This is a genomic window from Nitrospira sp. (assembly GCA_030692565.1).
Lineage (GTDB): Bacteria > Nitrospirota > Nitrospiria > Nitrospirales > Nitrospiraceae > Nitrospira_D.
Map to the genome: position 1 here is coordinate 20,771 of JAUYAO010000004.1, position 22,319 is coordinate 43,089.

Annotated in this window: 17 protein-coding genes; 4 read left to right on the plus strand and 13 right to left on the minus strand. The window is 59.2% G+C overall.

What is annotated here, in order from left to right; all coding sequences use genetic code 11:
- Positions 1 to 19: 19 nt before the first annotated feature.
- The 4 genes from Q8N04_01275 to Q8N04_01290 form a co-directional block, all read right to left on the minus strand.
- The gene (locus Q8N04_01275; GenBank protein MDP3089282.1) at positions 20 to 490 is read right to left on the minus strand and encodes a peroxiredoxin; all 471 of its coding nucleotides are present in this window, start codon (positions 488 to 490) and stop codon (positions 20 to 22) included.
- Between the two features lie 180 nt (positions 491 to 670).
- On the minus strand, positions 671 to 1,420 hold the full coding sequence (locus Q8N04_01280) for a hypothetical protein (protein ID MDP3089283.1): 750 nt from the start codon (positions 1,418 to 1,420) through the stop codon (positions 671 to 673).
- Positions 1,421 to 1,433: 13 nt separating this feature from the next.
- A complete protein-coding gene (gene typA / locus Q8N04_01285) occupies positions 1,434 to 3,293 on the minus strand; it encodes a translational GTPase TypA (GenBank protein MDP3089284.1) in 1,860 nt (619 codons plus the stop codon).
- Positions 3,294 to 3,416: 123 nt separating this feature from the next.
- Positions 3,417 to 4,823 (minus strand): glycosyltransferase, encoded by a 1,407-nt coding sequence (locus tag Q8N04_01290; protein MDP3089285.1) that lies wholly within the window; start codon positions 4,821 to 4,823, stop codon positions 3,417 to 3,419.
- Positions 4,824 to 4,878: 55 nt separating this feature from the next.
- Between Q8N04_01290 and Q8N04_01295 the strand changes: the two genes are divergently transcribed.
- From Q8N04_01295 to Q8N04_01305, 3 genes are all read left to right on the plus strand, one after another.
- Positions 4,879 to 6,447 (plus strand): hypothetical protein, encoded by a 1,569-nt coding sequence (locus tag Q8N04_01295; protein ID MDP3089286.1) that lies wholly within the window; start codon positions 4,879 to 4,881, stop codon positions 6,445 to 6,447.
- Between the two features lie 118 nt (positions 6,448 to 6,565).
- Positions 6,566 to 8,338 (plus strand): tetratricopeptide repeat protein, encoded by a 1,773-nt coding sequence (locus Q8N04_01300; protein ID MDP3089287.1) that lies wholly within the window; start codon positions 6,566 to 6,568, stop codon positions 8,336 to 8,338.
- 3 nt (positions 8,339 to 8,341) lie between these two features.
- On the plus strand, positions 8,342 to 10,246 hold the full coding sequence (locus Q8N04_01305; protein MDP3089288.1) for a hypothetical protein: 1,905 nt from the start codon (positions 8,342 to 8,344) through the stop codon (positions 10,244 to 10,246).
- Between the two features lie 15 nt (positions 10,247 to 10,261).
- On the opposite strand, the gene Q8N04_01310 is transcribed toward Q8N04_01305, so the two are convergent.
- The 4 genes from Q8N04_01310 to Q8N04_01325 are packed head-to-tail and all read right to left on the minus strand — an operon-like array spanning position 10,262 to position 16,039.
- Entirely contained in the window at positions 10,262 to 11,362 is a 1,101-nt protein-coding gene (locus Q8N04_01310) for a HEAT repeat domain-containing protein (protein MDP3089289.1), read from the minus strand.
- 22 nt (positions 11,363 to 11,384) lie between these two features.
- Entirely contained in the window at positions 11,385 to 11,783 is a 399-nt protein-coding gene (locus Q8N04_01315; GenBank protein MDP3089290.1) for a response regulator, read from the minus strand.
- Positions 11,784 to 11,813: 30 nt separating this feature from the next.
- A complete protein-coding gene (locus Q8N04_01320) occupies positions 11,814 to 12,149 on the minus strand; it encodes an Hpt domain-containing protein (GenBank protein MDP3089291.1) in 336 nt (111 codons plus the stop codon).
- On the minus strand, positions 12,149 to 16,039 hold the full coding sequence (locus Q8N04_01325) for a PAS domain S-box protein (GenBank protein ID MDP3089292.1): 3,891 nt from the start codon (positions 16,037 to 16,039) through the stop codon (positions 12,149 to 12,151). The genes Q8N04_01320 and Q8N04_01325 overlap by 1 nt, the downstream gene beginning before the upstream one ends.
- Before the next feature lie 305 nt (positions 16,040 to 16,344).
- Between Q8N04_01325 and Q8N04_01330 the strand changes: the two genes are divergently transcribed.
- Complete coding sequence (locus tag Q8N04_01330) at positions 16,345 to 18,753, plus strand: PBP1A family penicillin-binding protein (protein ID MDP3089293.1); 2,409 nt, start codon at positions 16,345 to 16,347, stop codon at positions 18,751 to 18,753.
- A gap of 4 nt (positions 18,754 to 18,757) precedes the next feature.
- Here Q8N04_01330 and iscX read toward each other — a convergent pair whose 3' ends face one another.
- From iscX to iscU, 5 genes are read right to left on the minus strand one after another with little or no spacing between them, the layout of a single operon-like run.
- Positions 18,758 to 18,970, minus strand: coding sequence for a Fe-S cluster assembly protein IscX (gene iscX / locus Q8N04_01335; GenBank protein ID MDP3089294.1), 213 nt, complete (start codon positions 18,968 to 18,970; stop codon positions 18,758 to 18,760).
- A gap of 22 nt (positions 18,971 to 18,992) precedes the next feature.
- Positions 18,993 to 20,813, minus strand: a complete 1,821-nt coding sequence (gene dnaK / locus Q8N04_01340) for a molecular chaperone DnaK (GenBank protein MDP3089295.1) — start codon at positions 20,811 to 20,813, stop codon at positions 18,993 to 18,995.
- A gap of 5 nt (positions 20,814 to 20,818) precedes the next feature.
- Complete coding sequence (hscB, locus tag Q8N04_01345; GenBank protein MDP3089296.1) at positions 20,819 to 21,541, minus strand: Fe-S protein assembly co-chaperone HscB; 723 nt, start codon at positions 21,539 to 21,541, stop codon at positions 20,819 to 20,821.
- A gap of 13 nt (positions 21,542 to 21,554) precedes the next feature.
- Positions 21,555 to 21,911, minus strand: coding sequence for an iron-sulfur cluster assembly accessory protein (locus Q8N04_01350; protein ID MDP3089297.1), 357 nt, complete (start codon positions 21,909 to 21,911; stop codon positions 21,555 to 21,557).
- Between the two features lie 19 nt (positions 21,912 to 21,930).
- Positions 21,931 to 22,314 carry a Fe-S cluster assembly scaffold IscU gene (gene iscU, locus Q8N04_01355; GenBank protein ID MDP3089298.1) on the minus strand — a complete coding sequence of 128 codons (384 nt, stop codon included), beginning with the start codon at positions 22,312 to 22,314 and terminating at the stop codon, positions 21,931 to 21,933.
- Positions 22,315 to 22,319: the final 5 nt, after the last annotated feature.

The window sequence follows — 22,319 nt, forward strand, 5'->3', positions numbered from 1 at the left end:
CCCCTTCCGGTTTCACAAGCTAGCTGAGCTTCGCCAGTGCTTCGAGGATATCCTTGTCCTCGCGGGCAACCTTGATTTCCTGCACTTTTGCGTAGGCCACCTTGCCGTTCTTGTCGACAATGACGGTGGCGCGCTTGGAGCAGTTCAACGGCTCGAAATAGAGGCCGTAGGCCTTGCACGTAGTCCGGTGCACGTCGGACAGCAGGCGGTGCTTGAGGTCCATGGAATCCGCCCAGGCCTTGTGCGAGAAGAAGCTGTCGCAGCTGATGCCGAAGAGTTCGGCGTTCGCGTTCTGGAACTTGGGGAAGTCATCGGTCAAGCACTTGTTCTCCCCCTGGCAAACCGGGCTCCAGTCCAGCGGGTAGAAGGCCAGCACGACGTTTTTCTTGCCGCGATAGTCGCTCAGCTTCACGTCCTTCTGATCCTGGTCCTTCAGGTTAAAATCCGGGGCGGTATCGCCGACCTTAATTTCTGCGGCTACATCACTCATTGCTATGCCTCCTTATGAGAATATCGCTATCTGTGGGCGTATTTGAGGTCTCAGATTGAGAGAACCCCCCTGTGGAAACCTTGAACTTTGTACCTTGTGGTTTGAAAGATTGTCAACGGGCCTGAAGGCCTACAGCGATAGGCCTATGAGCTGTAACAGGCTGAACTTAAAGCGTTTTGCCTATCCCTGGAGCTCACGGAACCCGATCATTCGGCCGGCAGGGGATGCGGTGCGGTAATTGACGATCCGGATCGTCCGGCCCAGTAACGGGAGGCAAAAGGCCGTGCCGACTTTGGGGGATTGCCCGATGCGGAGCAACTCCGTGGCGGACTCGGTCAGCAAGTCTTTCGCAGCACTTTCGGGGATCCCTTTGCCATAGAACGTTTCGATCTCGTCCAAGCCGAATTTGGTCAGTCCCATCGTGTGACACCAGACCTGGTCCGGTTTGGCCTGGTCGTCGTGCACGATGGCGACATGGTCGTCGGCCAGAAAGCTGGTCATCGCTCGATTCTGCCAGTCCGAGGGATTCAGATACGCTTGCGTGGTGACATCATAGGCCGTGCCCTGTGTCAGCAGCGTGAGGCCGCGCGCGAGGCGGGCCGCGAACAAGACCAGGTCAGGCATATCCCGATTGGGCATGAGTGTGGGCGCGACGGCTCCCATCTGGTCGTGTTCCCAGGCCAGGTTCTTCATGATATCGCCGGTGTGAGTGGCCGGCAGGGGCATCACGACGTGAGCGGACCAGGGGCCGTGGGTGGCCTGCCAGGACTCTGGCGCTCCAGCCTCCGGTTGAATCGCAAGCGGGCCGCCGTATTCGCGATCGTGCCAGATCGCGATTTCATCGAGTCCTGGCGCGGTGCCGCGATAGCCGATGAAATAGAGCGGCGGGCGTTTGGCTGACGGCTTGGGGATTTTTTTCTTGATACGCATCGTCGACGGCTCGCTATTTGCCGGATTTCTTAGCTCGGCGGCGTTCATCCGCATTGAGCAACCGTTTGCGCAGGCGGAGGTTGAGCGGAGTAATTTCCACCAATTCATCCGGTCCGATATATTCCAAGGCGAATTCCAGGCTCATCTCCCGTGGCGGGGTAAGCACCAACGCTTCATCGGTTCCTGATGCCCGCATGTTGGAGAGGTGCTTTTCCTTGCAGACGTTCACGTCCAGATCTTCGTCCCGGCTGTTTTCGCCGATCACCATGCCGCGATAGACCTCGACGCCCGGGCCGATGAACATGGTGCCCCGTTCCTGCGTCATGAAGATAGCGTAGCCGGTGCTGGTGCCGTCTTCGTGCGCCACGAGGGATCCGTGCGGTGCGACCATCAAATCCCGCTCTTCGGCCGGCTCATAGGCGGCAAATACGTGATGCATGATGATCGTGCCGCGGGTTTTGGCCAGCAAGAGGTTCTTGAGGCCCATGATGCCGCGCGTCGGGATATGGTATTCGAGATGCATTTCGCTGGTGCCGACATCGGAATGGATGAGGCGCATATGGCGCAGTTCGCCTCGGCGCTTCCCCATCTCTTCGATGACCGTCCCCTGGTAGGTCTCGGGGACTTGGATCGTGAGTTCTTCGTACGGTTCCGTGGCTTTGCCGTTGGCATCGCGGTGGATGATGACCTCGGGTTGCGAGACCTGGAGTTCGTACCCTTCGCGCCGCATCTGTTCGATCAAGACGCCGAGGTGGAGTTCTCCGCGGCCGGCGACGAGGAACCGGTCGGCGCTGTCGGTTTCATGCACGCGCAAGGACACGTTCGTTTCGAGTTCTTTGAAGAGCCGATCCCGCAAGTGGCGAGACGTCAAATACTTTCCTTCGCGTCCGGCAAACGGGCTGTTATTGACGGAGAAGCTCATTTGGACGGTCGGTTCATCGATCGTCACGCGGGGCAAGGCAATCGGATTTTCCGCATCGGCGATCGTATCACCGATGCTCACCTCATCGAGGCCTGCGACAGCCACGATCTCTCCGGCTGCCGCCTGATCGGCATCGACCCGTTCAAGGCCGGAGTACACAGCCAGGTCGGATACCTTCCCGAGGGTTTGGGCGCCGTCTTTCCCGAGCAGCATGACGGGCTGCCGTCGGGCGATGGAGCCGGATTGAATCTTCCCGATGCCCATCTTGCCTTTGTAGGGATCCTGAACGAGGGCCAGGACCAGAATTTGGAGCGGGGCTTCGGCATTGATGGCCGGTGCGGGAATTTTTTCCAGAACCGTGTCCAGCAACGGCGTAATGTCTGTCCCGGGCTTATTCACATCCAGCGTCGCCTGGCCCTTGATGGCGGCGGCATAGACGATCGGGAAGTCGAGTTGTTCGTCGGTGGCGCCCAGGTGGACGAACAGATCGAACGTGCGATTCACGACGTCGTCGATCACGGCATCGGGCCGATCGATCTTATTGATCACGACGATGGCCTTATGCCCGAGCGCGAGTGCCTTGCGCAGCACGAACGTCGTCTGCGGCATGGGCCCTTCTTTGGCGTCGATGAGGATGAGCACGCCGTCGACCATCCGGAGCGTACGCTCGACCTCGCCGCCGAAATCGGCATGCCCCGGCGTGTCGACGATATTGATTTTGACGCCCTGATAGACGACGCTGGCGTTTTTCGCTCGGATCGTAATGCCGCGCTCACGTTCCTGATCCATCGAGTCCATGATGCGCTCGCCCATGTCGTCGATCTTGCGATGGACGTGGGTCTGTCGCAACACCGCATCGACCAAGGTGGTTTTGCCGTGGTCGACGTGTGCGATGATGGCGATGTTTCGAATATCGGTGCGACGGTCGTGAGGGGCGCGTAGCTGTGTCATGGTGTTGTGGTCTCGCGGTCAAAAAAAGGCGCCTCGACAGTGAGGCGCAATCGCGCAGTATAGCCGAAGTCTCGTCTCCGGCACAAGCCACGATCTTCAGACCTGTTGGTTTTTCCTACGAGGCTACTTACTGTGCCAGGACGCGGTTCTCGTCATGGCTCCCCACGTCGCTTTTTTGCCGACCATCCAACGATACAACCCGATCAATTTCCAGAGGGAATTCAATTGTCGATAGCCGAAGTTCTCCAAAATCGCTCCTAGGAGGAGCAGGAGGACGTGTTGAGGTTTCGGATAGACGTGGAAGGACATCTCTTCGAGGAAAAATGCACTGACCGAGAGCAGGATGCCGAGACTGATGGCGGCCACGAGCAACACAAGCCAGACTTTAAAAGAGACGAAGCCCAGAATGAATCCGACGGTGACGAATACGTAGCCGAAGACTTCGATGGCCGGGCCCAGCCACTCAAACAGGGCCATAAAAGGAAATGCCAGCCAGCCGACGGCTCCACCCTTGGGATGAAATAAGAGATCGAGATTGTTCGTCAAGCTCTCACACAGGCCACGCTGCCACCGGATGCGCTGATTCTTGAGTGTCGTGAGGTCTTCCGGGGCCTCGGTCCAGCAAATCGGGTCGGGAGCGAAGGTGATGCGATAGGGCTTCCCGGCTAGTCGCATGTGCCGGTGGAGCCGCACGACGAGCTCCATGTCCTCGCCGATCGTATCGTGGCGGTAGCCGCCGATGCCGATCACGGTGTCCTTATGGAAGAGCCCGAAGGCGCCGGAAATGATGAGCATCGCATTGATCGGAGACCAGCCGAGCCGGCCGAACAGGAAGGCGCGCAGGTATTCGATGATTTGAAACAGCGCGAGGATATTGGTCGGGAGCCCCACCTTCGTGAGAAATCCGTTCTTCACTTCGCAGCCGTTGGCGACGCGGACGGTGCCGCCGCAGGCGATGGTGTGGGGGTCGTCCAGAAAGGGCTGCGCTGCCAGCCGAAGGCTGTCACGTTGGAGGATGGAATCGGCATCGATACAGCAAAATAACGGGTACAGCGAAATGTTGATTCCGGCGTTGAGCGAGTCCGCTTTGCCGCCGTTGTCTTTATCGACGACCCGCAGATTGGGCTGTGCCGGGGCGTGGTAGACCGTTCGGATCGGCTTCGTGGCCAGCCGGGCGTCATAAGCTTCGGGAAAGGGAATCAGGCCGAATTCCTTGATCAGCACGTCCAACGTCGTGTCCTTCGACCCGTCGTTGATGACCACGATTTCAAATTCAGAATAGCTCAACTGGAGAAGGGATCTGACGGTGGTCGCGATGGTCGCTTCTTCATTGAACGCGGGAACGAGCAGCGTGATTTGCGGTTCGAACCCGGTGTAACCGTGCGGGAGGCTGTTGAGCGAACGCTCTTCCATGTAGCGCCGCAAATGAATGGCGGCGACGACATCCAGCATCAAGTATCCTGCGGTCAGGCCGAGAAGGTAGAGCAAGAACAGCCATTCGGAAATCGATATGAGCGCGTCTATCCACATCGGTCAGTGTCGTTCCATCCGCCGTCGGGTCCGCCGATGGAGTGGTACCTCTACCATGTGGTGGAGCTGGACCCTTGCGGCCATGTCGGTCGTGGCCCTGCCGGTACTCGGATACGCAGAGGACATTTCGGTACCGCTCTCCATTCCCATCCCGCCCGCCGTTTCTGAGATCGAGTTGTCGTATGTCGGTGAACGCACTACTCCAGCCGTGACGCTCAGTGGTCCGCCTGCTGCCGTGCCCTCTCTTCCTTATCGACCGTTTGTGCCTATTCTTGATCTTCGCGGCCTGTTCGGCGAAGCCCGCCTGTTCGGCTCCTGCCAAGGACGGCAGACTCGGGCGCAGGAGGGGATCGATCTGCAGCGGGCTCCCGGAAAGGGCCTGCGGTGCGGTCAGCGCATCCCTCTGCATCAGGCAGAAATTGCCGTGGATCTCTTGTCTTACGAGACCCTGCGGATTCGTGGGCATGCGACCGGCCGGGTCGTCGTGGCATTGGAAGATCGGGCTGCAGCGCAACGAGAAGACAATCTCCCGCTTGCCACGGTGACGGGTCCGTTCGATCTCACGCTTCCGCTCAAGGGGATCGGTCGGAAGCTGGATCTCCGTTCACTGACGGCGCTGGTGGTATCGACGGAGACGGCCGGTGCGCACATTCTGTTTGAACAGATTGAAGCCGTGCAGCCGTCAGTCGTGCCCCGAGGGCCTGTTGGGATCGGATTCTGGGTGTGGACGTATCGCGAGGCGATCCGTGACCCGAATGCCCTGCTGGCGACCTGTCGGATGCAGGGCTGCTCCAGAGTGCTGATTCAGATGCCGTCTCAGGCGGATGACGACGGGCTTTGGCGTCACTATGCCAGACTATTGATGACGATGCAGGAGGCCGGGGTGGCGGCATTTGCGCTGGACGGATATCCCGAAGCGATTCAGGAACCCCATAAACTCGCCGATAAGATACAGAGGCTCCTGGCCCTGGTGAAACCCGGCGGGATATCCGGGGTTCAGCTTGATATCGAACCCTATCTCCTGCCGGGCTTTCTGAAGGATGAGGCCCAACTTCGTCGCTATGTCGAGGCGATTGAGACGCTGAAGGACGTCATCGGCGGACGCGTTCGTCTCTCGATGGTGATTCCCTTTTGGCTGACGGCGCCGACCCTGGCCGGTCGTCCGTTGGCCTATGCCGTGATGGATCGGGTCGACGAAGTCGCGGTGATGAGTTATCGCACTGACTTGGACGAAGTGCAGGACATTGCCGAAGACATCCTGCGCTATGGCGATCTTGTCGAGACACGGGTGTGGCTGGCGGTGGAGACGACTCCGCTCCCGGTTGAGCAGCATGTGGTGCTGCGCCGTGAGATGGACCCTGACCGGGCTGATGCGATGCTGGACTATGATCGGCGTCTGCTGCAGTGGATGCCACTGCCAGGGGGATCGAACCTCTCGACCCGTCGGGAGTGGTTCCGCATTCATCACCGATTCACCGTGAGGCCGGAGCGGCTGACCTTTGCCGGCCGTTCACGCGCGGAGGTGTCCGCCTCGGTGAAGCGGATTGTGGAGATGACCTCACATCCCAGTTTTTCGGGCGTGATCATTCACGACGTGGATGGGTTTCGAGCGCTGCCGGACTAAGGCTGTATGGCGAGAGGTTGGGCCGCCAGGGATGAGCGATTCCATGGGATGGAGAGGTCAGTGTAGATCTGTTGCCGGGGTGGTGCTTGCGATACTGTTCGCCCTGGGGTGGGCGGGCGTGGACGTTGGTCTGGTGCAGGCGATCAGCGCCGAGCCCTCGCCACGCCGGCTTCTGGAGCAGGGGAAGGCGCTGGAGCAACAGAAACAGTTCCCGAAGGCCATCGCGGTCTATCGCCGATATTTGGCAGCCCGCCCGGAGAATGACGAAGTCCGTGCCGCATTAGCGAAGCTGCTCTCCTGGCAAGAGCAATGGGACGAAGCGAGCGCCTTATATCGGGACGTCTTGTCCCGCCATCCTCTCGATGACGAAAGCCGCGTGGCTCTTGCGCGGGTGTTGTCGTGGCAACAGCGCTACGACGAGGCCAAGCAGGAGTATGAGCGGGTTCTCCGCGATCATCCGCAACATCCTGATGCGCTGACCGGGCTCGCCGATGTGCTGGTGTGGAGCGGTCATCCGGACCAGGCGATTCCGTATTATCAACGTGTGGTGGAGGCCACGGGCGATCCGGCACTCGCATCACGCCTCCATTCACTGAAGGCCGAGTCCTCTCAAACAATCGCCCCGCCGGTTCAACGCCCGGCACCCGTGCCAGCCCCGGTCCGGGAGGCCGAGTCTGTCTCTGCCGATGCGAGGCAGAGAGTGGAGCGCGGGCGCCAGTTCGAGGCGGCGCGGCAGTACGGCGAGGCGGTCGCCCTCTACCGTGAAGGACTGCGCCGGTCTCCTGAAAACGATGAGGTGCGTGGTTCATTGGCGCGCGTCCTGTCGTGGCAGGGCGCGCACTCCGAGGCGGCCTCGTTATATCGTGAGGTGTTAGCGCGCCATCCCAAGGATCAGGATATTCGTGTGGCGCTGGCGCAGGTGCTCTCGTGGCAGAAACAATTCCCCGACGCGCAGGCTTTGTATGAACAGGTGGTTCGGGAAGAGCCTCGCCATCTAGAGGCGCGCCGCGGGCTTGCGGAGCTGGCGCATTGGCAGGGGAACCGGACAGAGGCCTTGGCGCGTTACGAGGCGCTGGTGGCCGAGACGCACGATCCGGACATCGAACAGCAGCTGCGCAACGTACGATCCGAACTGCTGGTCTCGCCGCGGGCGGCCGTGGGGCAAGGGTTGACCGGGCTCCGTCTGCCCTATCGCGACTACGCCAAGATTGGCTACGGGCACTACACCTACACGCGGAGCCAGCCGGATGAGCGGGATCTCCTCTTTGAGGTGGCCAAGCCGATCGGCGATCAGACGCTGGTGGTTCGGGCCGAGCCGATCAATCGCTTTGGCTCGCACGACACGCCGCTGTCGGCCGAGTTGTACAGTCCGCTCTGGAAGCGGGCCTGGGGCTACGTTGCGGCACAAGGGACCATCAATCCGCATTTCGCCCCCAACTATTCGTTCGTCGGCGAGATGGCGCAGGGGTTGGGCGGCGTCCATGCCGCGCTGGCTCCGTTCGAAGTGTCATTCGGCTATCGTCGTTTGAATTATAAGAAAGACGACATCGATCTCCTCATGCCCGGATTGACCATCTTCCTGCCGTTCAATCTCTGGCTGACCGAGAAGGTGTATCTGATCCCCAATACCGGGGCCTTCACATTGTCCTCGCAATTGACCTGGCGGCCGACGGAGCGGGTGCAGGTCTTCGCGTCGGGGTCGTTCGGAACGTCGGGCGAACGGATCGTGGCCACGCAAGATTTTACCCGGGTGCAGAGCCGGACGCTCCAAGGGGGAGTGACGGTCCCTGTGACCGATCGATTTTCGGTTGAGGCGTCGGGCTATTACGAAGACCGCGGATTTCTCTATGTCCGACGGGGCGGCAACCTGAGTCTGATCTATCACTGGTAGGGTATGGAACGATCAATCCTCATCCGTCTGACTGGAGTCGCAATCCTTTTTCTGTCGATCGTCATCGGGTCGTGGGTCTTGTTCGGCCCGCGATCTATTCAGCACATCGACCTTCCCGATCAGGCCTTCCATCGTTTCCCCGGCGTCTCAGGTCCCGATCATGCCACCGTTGTACCCCCGCGCGTGTCGACGGCGTGGACGACCTATGCAGAAGGGGCGAAGAGCCGCCTGGCGATCTTATTGACCGATCCGGATTCCTCCTGGCTGGGATTGGCGCATGGGCTCAAATCCATCGGCGTCCCCTTTCTCATCACGCGCGATGTTCGTGAAGCCCTGACGCATCAGGTGGTGGTGGTCTATCCGATGATCTCGGGGAAGGTGCTCAGTTCCCAAGAGCTACAGGCGCTGGCCGAATTTCCCCAAGCCGGCGGGACGTTGATCGGGGTACAGGTATTGGGCGGCGGGTTGAATGAGACCTTCGGTTTTCGCGAGGCGTTGGTCTCGCGGGAGCGCTATGACCTGCACCTGGCGGAGTCCGACCCATTGCTGGCGGAGTTGACCGAGCTGCGCGAGCGGCATCTCCGTGTCGGCATTCGAGACAAAGGGATCGAGGTGATGGGAACCTACGGTTATACGGAGAGTGAGGCCCCGCTCGCCCGATTTGACGACGGCACTGCGGCCGTCACGCAGAAAACCTACGGTAAAGGCCGAGCCTATGCCATCGGGCTTGATCTCGGCTTCCTGCTGCTCAAAGGGTACAACAATCGCGGAGAGGAACTTGTTCAGACGTTCGACAATCAGTTTGATCCGACGCTCGATGTCTGGCTGCGGCTGCTGAAGTCGATCTATCGCGCCGCCCAGGCAGGCGCGGTGACGCTGGGCACGGTGCCCTTCGGCCAGTCGCTCTCGGTCATGCTCACGCACGATGTGGATTTTACGGAGTCCATTAAAAACGCGGTGGATTATGCGGAGTATGAGAAGAGTCAGGGGTTGATTGGCACGTACTTTATCCAGGTGAAATACATTCGCGACTACAACGATGATATTTTCTTCAATGACGAAGGGGTGCGGTATCTCGCGCGTCTTGCAGGTCTCGGCATGGAGCTGGGGAGTCACACGATCGCCCACTCGAGGGTCTTCAACCGGTTTCCGATGGGGACGGGGCGCGAGGCCTATCCCGCCTATGCGCCGTTCGTGAAGGATCGGACGACGGCCTTGAACGCGAGCATCCTCGGCGAATTGCGGGTCAGTAAGTTCTTGATCGATCACTTTTCAGGCCAGTCCATCGTGTCATTCAGGCCGGGCGAGTTGTCCAATCCCTTCAGTCTGCCTCAAGCCCTGCTGGCGACCGGATATCGATATAGCTCAACGGCCACCGCGAACAATTCGCTGACCCATCTGCCGTATCAGCTGAACTATGATCGATTGACGGACAGCGAAGTCGAACTGTTCGAGTTCCCCGTCACGATTGAAGACGAGGAGCTGCCGAAGATGGGCGACCGGCTGCCGGAAGCCTTGGAGGTCGCGCGCCAGATCAGCCGGTACGGTGGCTCAATGGTTGTGCTCATCCATCCCAATATCCTCGATCATAAACTGGCCTTTGAAAAAGGGTTTGTCGAAGGCGTGCGGTCTTATGCCTGGTTTGGGTCGGTAAGGGAATTCGGGCGCTGGTGGGCGGCGCGCAATCAGGTGAAACTCGACGTGGCTCAGGATGCAACGAGCCTTACGGTGACGATTGCGTCTCCTGAATCGGTGGACGGATTGACCCTTGAGATACCGGCGGGCTGGAGACTGAGTGCAGCGGGTTCGTCATTGCAGGGCATCCAGCAACGGAGTACCGCGGTCATTCTGCCAGAATGGCAGGGCACGCACAGGCTGGTCTTTTCATCGAGCCGGTCGTCGAAGTAGCGGCTGCCCCGGCCGTTAAGCCGGAGCCACTCCGGGAGTTAGCGCAAAAGAGTCCTGGATTCTCTTGGCGACGAAGGGGGTGAGCACCTTCCGCGCTTCCGTCGTCGGCAGCGTTTGCACAAGGATCGATAGTTTCTCGTCTGTCATTGACGGCAGAATGGAGAGGGCCTCCGCGGCTCTGTATCGCACCCACCAGTGGGAGTCGCCCAACAATCCGATCAAGTGTTCTTCATCTTCCTCGACGCCCATCTTTCCAAGGGCTGACGCAGCGTGGACTCGAATAAACCACGTCGGGTGGGTGAGGTACTGTCGCACGGTGGAGAGATCCTGCGGGTCGGAGCATTGCCCGAAGAGCGAAAGGCACCCGGCCAGCACGTCTTCATGCAGGGGACGCCGGGCAAGGAGAGGGCGAATCAGCGGCAAGGCGCGATGATTCCTGATCGAAGCGAGAAAGCGGATTAGACGAGCGGCAATCAGCGGCGGTGCGTGTCCCGCGGCTTCCCCGAGCGCGCGGGCGACGAGTTCATTTCCCGCGCCCTGGAGGATGGCCAGCACTTTGAGCGGAGACCAATCGAGACGTTGGGACATCAACGGGACCAACACAGGAATCGCGCGCGGGGCATCGATTCGCACAAGGGCGCGGGCGGCCTCAAGAGAGCGAAACGCATTTGCGTCATGCGCGAGTTCGACGAGGCGCAGCCAAGCTGAGGAGTCTTTCAAGTGGCCGAGCGTGACGATCGCCAGGAGTTGTTGCCGCAGCGTCCCTTTGGCCAAATAGTGGTGCACGACGTGATCCATGCCGGTCCGCCGTATCACCGCGCACAGTTCGTCTGACGACTCTCCTTTGATGGACTCCTGCAGATGATTCCATAAATAGAGAAACAGCACCCGGTCGCGCGGGTGGATCGGCGGGAGGGTGTCAGGCGCTTCGATCAAGCTCTGGGACAGGATCGGACGCCAGACGGTCACCATCTGTTGGCGCCGTCGGTCGGTCGAGACACGGAGTCGACGGATGATGAGCGTCCATCCGAGGAGGAACAGAATCAGACCATGAATGGTGAAGGTGGTCAGCCAGCCGACGTCCATAATTGACTGGGAGAGAGTGTTTTCAACCACGCCTATTCCCCGCTATCTCCAGCTAGGCCGCGACTTTGAGGAAGCGACTCAGCCGTGCGGTGAGTTCCCGCGGGTTGAAAGGTTTCACCATATAGTCATTCGCGCCTGCGGCCAGGGCCTGTTGAATGTCATGCTCGCTTGAATCTGCGGTGAGCATGATGATGGGAACCCGCTGCCATTCAGTCTTGTTCCGAATATACGGGAGTAGCTGCAGGCCGCTCACGTGCGGCAACATGATGTCGAGCAAGATCAGGCTCGGCGGCGCCATGGTGTCGATCAACTGCTGCGCTTGGTGGCCGTCGGGTGCATGGACGACATGGTACCCGGCGCGTTCCAGGAGAAATCTGATCAAGCCGGCGGTATCTTCCTCATCCTCCGCCATCAGCAATGTGGGTTTCCCCGAGGGTGTTGTCTCCGTCATGTGCTCTCCTTTCTCTCTCCGTCGTCGTCGCTAGTCGAACACCACTTGGACTTGCTCAAGATATGTTGCGAGCAGCGCCAGCTCTGTTGCAATCGGGGCCGCTGATCCCGCCTTCGCGGCTTGTTCGATCGCGGCGGCCATCGTAGTAACACGATCGAAGCCATAGCTGCCGCCGGCTCCTTTCATGCCATGGGCGATCTTACGGACGGTCTCAAAGTCCTGTTGCGCCAGCGCCTCCCGCATGGTCACGACCTCTTTCTTGCGATTGGTCATAAATTTCGGCAACAGGTCTTCAAAATCCGCTTCCACGTGGACGATCATCGCGTCGTCTGTCGATACCGGATGAAGTGGGGGTGTGATGTGCATCAAGCAGCCTCCTGGTGATCGGGATGTCGGGCATAGTGGCGAATGGCCTCCAGCAGCGCCTTTTTCTTAATCGGTTTCGTGAGATGCGCCGTGCAGCCGGCCGAAAGACTTTTCTCGAGTTCTTCGGGGAATGCATTGGCCGTGAGCGCCAAGATCGGAGTCGGCGCGCGCCGGTGTTCGTGTTCCCATTCCCGAATCCGATGGGTGGCGACATACCCGTCCATGACGGGCATCTGCATGTCCATGAAGACGAGATCGTAGGTGCCCGCTTTGAACTTCTCCAATGCGATCGCCCCATTTTCTGCCATGTCGAGTTCATAGGCTGTGGTTTTCAAGAAGAGCGCGACGACGTCGCGATTGTCTTCGAGATCCTCGGCGAGGAGGATTCGGCCTATCGCAGACGGTCGGGCCGGGACATGCGGTGTTTCGGCGGATGCTGGGAGCGGAGTGGTTGCCGGAGTCTGGTCGAGGGAGATCTGTGGTATTTCGGTCAGGGTACTGTGGACGGCGTTGAGCAGCGCTATGCTTCGAATGGGCTTGCTGAGATGCTGGCGAATGCCCAAGGCGTGAGCTTTCGTCGCGTTTCCGCTGCCCGCGTCGGATGTCAGCATGATGGTTGGCGTCTTGGATAATTCCGGGGATGCGCGCATCGCCTCGGCGACGGAGAAACCGTCCATTTCCGGCATGCGACAATCGAGGATGACGAGATGAAATGGGATGCCGTCGGTGTGGGCCTTCTGCATCGCAGCCAACGCGGCAGGGCCGTCACCGGCTTCGACGATACTGGCGTCTGTTCGGGCGAGGATGTCGTGGCAGACCAGGCGATTGGTTTCATGGTCATCGACGATCAGCATGCGCGTGCCGGTCAGGCGCAGGCCGGTCCCGTCGCCGGCGGGAGGCTCTGAGGCGGCCTGCGGCAGGCGTACGGTGACATGCATGGTGCAGCCCGCTCCGAGCGTGCTTTCAGCCCAGATGCGTCCGCCCATCAGTTCAGTCAGGCGCCGGGAGATGCTGAGCCCCAGCCCGGTGCCGCCGTATTTTCTCGTCGTGGAGGAATCGACTTGCGTGAAGTTTTCGAAGATTGTATTCAGCTTGTCTTCGGGAATGCCGATGCCGCTGTCCGTCACGCTGAAATGCAGCAGGCCCTCTGGGGAGGCGTCGTGCGGCTGCACCCGCAGGATGATTTCGCCCCGCTCGGTGAATTTAATGGCATTGCCGAGGAGGTTGAGCAGGATCTGCCTCAGACGCGTGGGATCTCCCATCACGAACTGTGGGGCATCAGGCGCCACATGGGTGATGAGTTCGAGCCCTTTTGCCTGTGCCCGCACAGCCATGAGTTCGCCGGTGGTTTCGACGAGTTCCCGAAGATCGAAGGGAATAGTTTCCAGCGTCATATGGCCGGATTCGATTTTCGATAAATCCAAAATGTCGTTAATCAGTCCCAGCAAGGCGTTCGCCGCCCGACTGAACCGATTCACAAAATTCTTTTGTTCGTCGGTGAGCGTGGTTCCCAGCAACAGATCGGCCATGCCGATGATAGAATTCATGGGGGTACGGATTTCATGGCTCATCGTGGCGAGGAACGCGCTCTTGGCTTGCGTAGCTGCCAAGGCCTGATCTCGCGCTTGCTCGAGTTCGCGATTCTGTGATTCGAGATGCTCGGCAGCGATCCGTATAGCCTCATCCGATTTTTTGCGCGCGGTGATGTCCCGGACAAATCCGGTAAAGAACCGGCTGTCTGCGAGACGGATTTCGCTGATGGCCAGTTCGATCGGAAATAATGTGCCGTCTTTCTTGACGCCGGCGACTTCCACTTCTTTCCCGATGACGTTGGCGTGACCGGTCTGGCGATAGTGTTGGAGATAGCCGTCATGGGCTGATTGGTGCGGCTCCGGCATGAGGCGGGAGATGTTGGTGTTGATGATCTCTTCGGCTGTGTAGCCGAAGATCCGTACCGCCGAGGGATTGAACGAGGTGACGGTGCCGCGCTCGTCGATGGTGATGATGCCGTCGGCCGCATGGTCCAGGATGGCCCGCATCCAAGCTGTGTGTCGCGTCAGCGCTTGCTCAGCGGTTTGTCGCTGCATCGTATTCCGATAGGACCGCAGAATCTGGCCGCAGGTTTGGAGAAACGGATTCAGATAGTCGATCAGTGAAGCGTGATAGCCCTCCGGTCGTCCGGCCATGGCCACAACCCCGACCACTCGATCACCTTCTAACAGCGGAAGGCCGAGGAGTGTTTGAAAAGAGGGATGGCCGGAATCATTAATCAGGACTGGGTGCCCGGTGGTAAGCACCCGTTGCAAATGTTGCTGGAGGACTTTCTCCTGTTTCTCTGACGAGGGCTCTGACGTGGCAGGGAACGTATGGGCATGGATGTGGAGAGATGGGGGAGCCTCGTTGGTGAATTCCGCCTCCCCAACGATTCCGTAGGGACTCCGAGTGAGGATTTGCAGTCGGGTGAGCAGTCTGGCAAACATCTCTTCGGTCCGGATGTCTGAGATAAACGCGTCCTGCACTTCGGAAATCGCGGATAATAATTCTTGCTGGGCCTCAGTCTGGAGTGTCACCTGTTTCAAGGCTGTGACGTCTTTCGCAATGCCGAGAAATCCTGTCAGCGCGCCGTTGGGCCCTCGCACGGCCGTGACGACCAGACTGACGGTAATGCCGTCGCCGTCTTTGCGAAGGTAGGTCCATTCCCGTTCTTCGTAGCCTCCCATGCGCGCCGCTTCAACCAGGACATCGGCACCGGCCAGCGGACGTCCGAATCGTTCAGAGAGCTGATGCCCGCGAACGGCTATTTCCGACGGGAGGTGGAAAGAGTCGAGGGTGCGCTGTCCGATGACTTCATCGGCCTGGTAGCCGAGCAGGCGCTCGGCGCCGAAGTTAAAGAGCGTAATGAGGCCTTGCGGATTGGTGGCGATGATGCCGATTTCCGTGGCGGAATCGAGGACGGTTTGCAGACGTGCCCGAGTGTCGGCGATTTCCTCCAGCGCCTGTTTTTGCGCGGTGATGTTGCTGCAGGTCCAGATCAGCCACTGTTCTTCATGGTGCCGCTCCGGAAGCGTTTTCAAGGAGGCTTCGACCCAGATGGACTCGCCGGATTTGGTGCGGCCGATCAGATCTCCCCGCCAGATGCCGTGCTGTCGGAGGAGGGGGAAAAACACGTCGTCGAGTTTCGCGACCCATTCGGGTGGATAGAGCGTCGTCCAGGATTGTCCGATGAGGTCGATGGGACGAAAGCCATACATGCCGGCAAAGGCGTCGTTGACGAACGTATAGCGGCCTTCTTTGGTCAGGAGGGCGACGCCCTCGGTGCTATGTCCCAATGCCAGGAGCAGCCGCTCATGCATCGCTTCGGCTTGCCGCTGGGCTTGGGCACTCTGGGCGAGTTGCTTGGCGCGTTGGCGGAGCTCCAACTGGCTTATAACTTGCCGTGCCAGGGCGGTGAGGGCCTGCTCCTGTTTTTGGCTGACATGGCGGGGATGACGGTCGAGCACACAGAGGGTGCCGATCGCATCGCCATCGGCAGTGAGGAGTGGAATGCCTGCGTAGAAGCGAATGAACGGCTCTCCCGTGACCATGGGATGATTCGCGAATCGAAGATCGGCCAAGGCATTAGGAAGCACGATGGGGTGCGATTGCATGATGGTATGGGCGCAGAGCGAGCGATCTCGCGGGAGTTCGGTCTGGGGAATTCCGATGCGGGATTTGAACCAGAGGCGGGTCCGATCCATGAAGCCGATGTAGGCCATGGGGGCTCCGCAGATTTGTGTCGCGAGCTGGCATAGGTCGTCGAAGGCCGGCTCAGCTTGGGAGTCCAGGATGCCATAGCGCAACAGGGCGTCGTGGCGTCGATATTCATCTTGCGGCTGTATAGAAGGCTTCATCACGCTCGGTGGCATCCGGTCACGAATGCAATGGTTCAGTTCGTTAGGCGATAACCCTTAGCCAAGGATGGACCGCCGGAGCGCAGAACAGTGCCACATCTCCGGCTATCTTCTCGGTAAATTCCCGTGCAATCTTGAGCGGTTGATGAGTGGGGTGGTCTGTAGGACTCCGCTCCCCGCCTTCCGGGAAGACGGCCTCTGGTGTAACGGGTCTGATTGCCTGGTCTGCTTGAGTTTTGGGGGGATGCATTGTAAGGTGACGGGGCGACCCTGCCAGATTCTTTTTCCCTTTGGAGCGTGCCTGAATGCCTGGTGACGACCGGTTCGTTGAAATACAGCAGCCTTCGCGTCGTCCCTGGCGTTGGTGGCAGATCACCCTCTTGACGCTGTGTGCCCTCGGCATTGTGGGCGTCACGGCTGCGGCTGGCGTGATCTGGCATTTGGCTCAGGATCTTCCCCCCTTGGACCTCTTGCAGGGGTATCAACCGAGTTTGGTCACGACGGTCTATGCCGACGATCGGCAGCCGATTGGCCAGTTCTTTATCGAGCGGCGGACGCTGACCCCTCTGGACCACATTCCGAAAACATTGACGCATGCCGTGATTGCGACGGAAGACGTGCGGTTTTTCGAGCATCCTGGGCTGGACTATATCGGGATTTTGCGAGCTGCGTGGACCAACCTTCGCCACGGCGGGAAGAAGGTGGAAGGGGCAAGCACGATTACGCAGCAATTGGCGCGGTCTCTCTTCTTGTCCGCAGAGCGATCGTATGATCGGAAGCTGCGGGAGTTGATCCTGGCCTATAAGATGGAAGCGGTGTCCACGAAAGAGCAGATTCTTGAAACCTATTTGAACCAGATCTATTTCGGTCAGGGGTCCTACGGAGTGGCATCCGCGGCGCAATCGTATTTCGGAAAAGAGATCGAAAAACTCACGCTCGCCGAGTCCGCGTTTCTCGGCGGACTGCCGAAGTCGCCGAGCCGGTTCTCCCCGTTCACGAACTACGAGCGGGCGAAGAAGCGTCAGGAGCATGTGCTCGCGCGTATGGAAGAGGCGGGATTCATTTCCGTCGCTGAGCGCGATGCCGCGATCGCAGAGGAATTGAAGTTCCGTCGGCCTGGCAGTGAGCACATTGCGCCCTATTTCGTCGAACATGTGCGCCAGCAGCTGGTCGCAAAATACGGCGAATCGATGGTGTACAAGGGCGGGTTGCAGATCTTCACCACGCTGAATCTGGAAATGCAGCGAGCTGCGGAGAGTGCGTTTCTTGCGGGCGTGCGGGATCTCGATAAACGCCAAGGGTGGCGTGGCCCAAAGAAGACAGTCGATCTTGCGACGGTGCAAATCCCCGGGGCTCCGCTTTCGGATCAACCGATCAAGGCCGGGGATTTTCTTGAGGGCATCGTGCTGAAGCAGGCGAAGGATCACTATGTCGTCCAACTCGGGGATCAGACGGCCAAGCTTCTATTCGACGATATGGCCTGGGCCAAACGTGTGTTGAAAGGGACTGATCCAACACAGGATGTGGTGGTGACGCCTGACGTCAAGAAAGCCTTGAAGCCGGGCGATGTGATTGAGGTCAGCGTCAAGAAACTCGCCAAGGACGGGATGCAATTGACTCTGGAGCAGACGCCGATTGTCGAAGGTGGGCTGGTTGCGGTTGACCCTCGGACGGGGGCTATTCGTGCCATGGTGGGTGGCTACGATTTTTCCCGCAGCGAATATAACCGCGCGGTCCAGGCCCGCCGGCAGCCCGGCTCAGCGTTTAAGCCGGTGATCTACGCCACGGCGATGGCGCAGGGGATGAGTCCTGCGACGCAAATTCTCGATGCGCCGGTGGTGTACGAGCAGGAAGCCGACGATAAAATCTGGAAGCCGGAGAACTATGGACGGAAATTCCACGGGATGGTGACGCTGCGCGATGCCCTGGCGCACTCACATAATCTGGCCACCGTGCGATTGCTGGACAAGGTGGGCATCAAGAATGTCATTGAGTTTGCGCGAACGGTCGGCGTCACAAGTCCGCTTCCCGCAGATTTATCCCTGGGGTTGGGATCGTCCTCTATCGGGCTGCTGGAACTGACCTCGGTCTACGGCGTGTTTCTGAACAAGGGGACGAGAGCCGAGCCCTTTGCGATTAAGGTGGCCAAGGACAGTACCGGCAAGACACTTGAAGCCATGGAGGATCAGCCGCACGAACTCATCGCGAAGGAGACGGCCTATCTGATCACCAACATGATGGAAGATGTGATTCAGAAAGGGACCGGTCAGGCGGCGAAGGTGATCGATCGACCGATCGCCGGCAAGACCGGCACAACGAACGAATACATCAATGCCTGGTTTATCGGTGGAGCTCCGAACTTGGTAACGGGGGTATATGTCGGATTTGACGATCGCCGGCCCTTGGGAGAAAGCGAGACCGGTGCCCGTTCGGCGCTGCCGATTTGGATCCAGTTCATGAAGGAGGCCTTGCTCCAATTGCCGGTGGTGCCGTTTGAAATTCCTGAAGGCATCACCTATGTAAAAGTCGATCCGACCACCGGGCTGCTGGAGTCGGAGCAGGAAGGGGACGGAGAGAAAGGCTCAGTCGAGCTGTTCGCCAAAGGAAGCGAACCCACCCAATCGGCTGCGCGCCGTCTCGGGCCGACCGATTTCTATAAGCTGGATCAGATTCCTGAAGGGGGGCCTGTCGGGGAGGGTATCGCTTCGCCGTGAGTTGTTAGGATTGTGAGTCTTGGTATTCCTCATGCCAGGCCATCTGAATCGCTTCGAGGATCTTCTCGTTCGACTTCTTGGGATCATCTTTAAAATCCGGCAGTGCCACGATCCAGGCGTGCATGTCCGTGAATCGAACGGCCAGCGGATCCGCGTCCGGGTGTTTCTCGACCAGTCGAATCGCAATATCTTCCGTATTCTGCCACTTCAAATCCATCGGGTATCCTCGTTATCAGGGATTACGTAACTTCAGAGACCTTTTTGCCTTGCAGCCCTCGCTTGAGGGAATCGTCCAACATGGCTACAGTCAGGCCTTTCGCGGCTTGTTCAAGCTCGGCCATGCGAGCGCGGATGGCGCGGGGGTCGTTCCCATCCTTGGCCGCAGCCAGTGCCGAGAGTACTTGGCGAATGGCGGTGACCTCGGCGGCGGAGATGAGCTGCCCGCCGTCGGTTAAGGACTTTTCCGTGGTGATGATCAAGGCTCCGGCGTCGAGCCGGGCTTCAATCAACTTTCGCGCGCTGACATCGTCTGCGGCGAACTTGAAGGAGTCTTCGATCATCCGCTCCACTTCTTGATCCGACAACCCGTAGGAGGGTTTGACCTCGATCGACTGGGTTTCACCGGTGCGCATGTCTTTGGCCATGACGTTCAGAATGCCGTTGGCATCGATCAGGAAGGTCACTTCGATGCGCGGCACTCCCGCTGGCAGCGGCGGAACTTTCAACCGAAAACGGGCCAGGCTGCGGTTGTCTTTCGCCAGTTCCCGTTCGCCCTGGAGAATGTGGATGTCTACGCCGGTCTGTCCGTCCACATAGGTGGTGAACATCTCCTTGGCGCTGGCGGGAATTGTCGTGTTGCGGCGGATGAGGCTGCTCATGACCCCGCCCATCGTTTCGATGCCCAGCGAAAGAGGCGTCACGTCGAGGAGGAGCATGTCGGTCGTGCCGCCGCTCAGAATATCGGCCTGCACGGCGGCGCCGAGGGCCACGACTTCGTCCGGGTTGAGCTCGCAATGCGGTTGCGTGCCAAAGAGAGCCTGCACGCGTTGACGGACCAGCGGCATGCGGGTCGAGCCGCCGACGAGCACAACTTCGTCGATGTCGGCTGCAGTCAGCCCCGCATCCTTGAGGGCGAGACGGCAGGGTCCCAGCGTACGTTCCACCAGGGCGTTGCAGAGCGACTCCAGGTGTTCGCGCGTGAGTTCGCGGGTGAACAGACCCTTGCCGTCAGGAAGTTCGAGGTTCACGGTGGTCTTGAGTTCGTCCGAGAGGCGGATTTTTGCCCGCTCGGCTTCAAGCCGGATTCCCTGCATATGATCGGGATGAGCCTTGAGGTCGAGCCCGTACTGCTGGCGAATGTCCGCGACGAAGATGTCGGCGATCAACTGGTCGAAGTCGTCGCCGCCCAGGTGGGTGTCTCCATTGGTGGCAAGCACTTCGAAGATACCGTTCTTCAACTTCAAGATTGATATATCGAAAGTCCCGCCGCCGAGATCGTAGACCGCGATGGTTCCCTGCGTCTTTTCTTGGAGCCCATAAGCCAACGAGGCTGCGGTTGGCTCATTGATGATGCGCAGAACCTCAAGCCCCGCGATCATACCGGCGTCTTTGGTGGCCTGGCGCTGGCTGTCGTTGAAGTAGGCGGGGACGGTGATGACGGCTTTGGTGATGCTCTCACCGAGAAAGGCTTCCGCCCGGAGCTTCAACTCCTTCAGGATCATGGCGGAAATCTGCGGCGGCGAATAGGTCTTCTCGCCGAGCTTGATCCGGATGACTCCGCCTTTCTCGGTGAGCGTATAGGGAAAGTAGGCCAGTTCGTCCTGAACGTCGGCCAGGCCCTTGCCCATGAACCGCTTCACGGAATAGACGGTCCGCTCGGGGTTTCTGGTCAGGTGTTCTTTCGCCGGATCGCCGACGATGAGCCCGTTATCGGTCAGCGCAACGACGGAGGGGACCATGGCCCGCTCGTGGCGTCCTGCGATGACACGGGGCGTGCCCTCGTCCATATAGGCGACAAGGGAGTTCGTTGTTCCGAGATCTATGCCGACGATGCGTGCCATGGTGATTATGCGATGGTGGCGACGAGGTCGTTGACGATGTTCTTGACGTAGGTGCGGTTGGAGAGGATGTCCCGCATATCTTTCAGAATACGGTCCCGTTCGGTGCGCGCCTGTTCGGTGGCTTCGCCGCGGTCTTGTAGCTCATCCCACCGGCCGAAGAGTTGGTGAAGTTGGGTTTCCATATCTCGTTGCCGACCCTCAAGCGTGGTGCGTTCGGATTGGAGCTGTGAACGGAGCGCAGCGGCAGCGTCGGAGGTCCGGTCACTGGCGCGGAATTCATCGAGCGTGTCCTGGAGTTCGAGGATTTCTTCGAAGAGGTCGGCGGGCGGTGTCGTCCGGATCTCTTTCACCGAGCCGGCTTCGAGGTCCAGCAGATATTCGGCTCGCTGAATCGGATCCCGCAGCGTGCGATAGGCGGTATTCAGCATGGCCGAGTTGCCGAGGCTGATGGTCTGCTCCGCATCGCTCTTATTCTGGTAAAAGTCGGGATGGAACGCCCGGCTCAATTCGTAGAATTTGGTTTCCATCTGTTGCTGATCGAGGGCCAATCGGCGGGGAATGCCGAAGCAGGTGAAGTAGTCCAATTCCTTCGACACCGGCTGGACCTTCACGCAGCGATCGCAAAAGTATTCTCCCGAGACCTCGGATTGGCAGTGCCAGCACATACTGCGAGCCATTTGCAGCTCGCGCCGGTCACCGGTGCTATGGGTATGATTGTGTCCATCCATGGGCGGTACTCGTTTAAGCCGAAAAAGACTCTCCGCAGCCGCAGGTTTTGTTGGCGTTCGGATTCACGAACTTGAAATTCCCGCCCATCAGGTCCTTGTGAAAGTCCATCTGGGTGCCTTGCAGGTAGATCGCACTCTTGGCGTCCACAATGATCTTCACGCCGTCGAAGTCATAGACCTGGTCGTATTGGCCGATCTTTTCGTCGAAGTTGATGGTATAGCTCAGACCGGAGCAGCCGCCCCCTTTGACGCCGAGGCGGAGGCCGCCTTCTTCGATGCCTTGGACATTGATCAGGCGCTTCACTTCCTTAATCGCTGCATCGGTGAGCGAAATGACCGGGGTCTGGGCTTCCGTATTCGTGGCGTCCATAGTGCGTTCCCTTCTGCCGTTACTTTGTGTCGGCTTTCTTCTGATAGTCGGCCAGTGCCGCCTTGATCGCATCCTCAGCCAGAACCGAACAGTGGATCTTGACCGGTGGCAGGTTCAATTCATGAACGATGTCGGTGTTCTTAATCTTTTGGGCCTCTTCGATGGTCTTGCCCTTGAGCCATTCGGTGGCCAGGCTGGAGCTGGCAATGGCGGAGCCGCAGCCGAAGGTTTTGAACTTGGCATCGACGATCGTATCGTTCTGGACCTTGATCTGCAGCTTCATGACGTCGCCGCACTCGGGCGCACCGACCATCCCAGTTCCCACGCCCTCTTCGTCTTTCTTGAAGCTCCCCATGTTCCGGGGATTATTGAAATGATCAACGACTTTGTCACTGTATGCCATGGTGC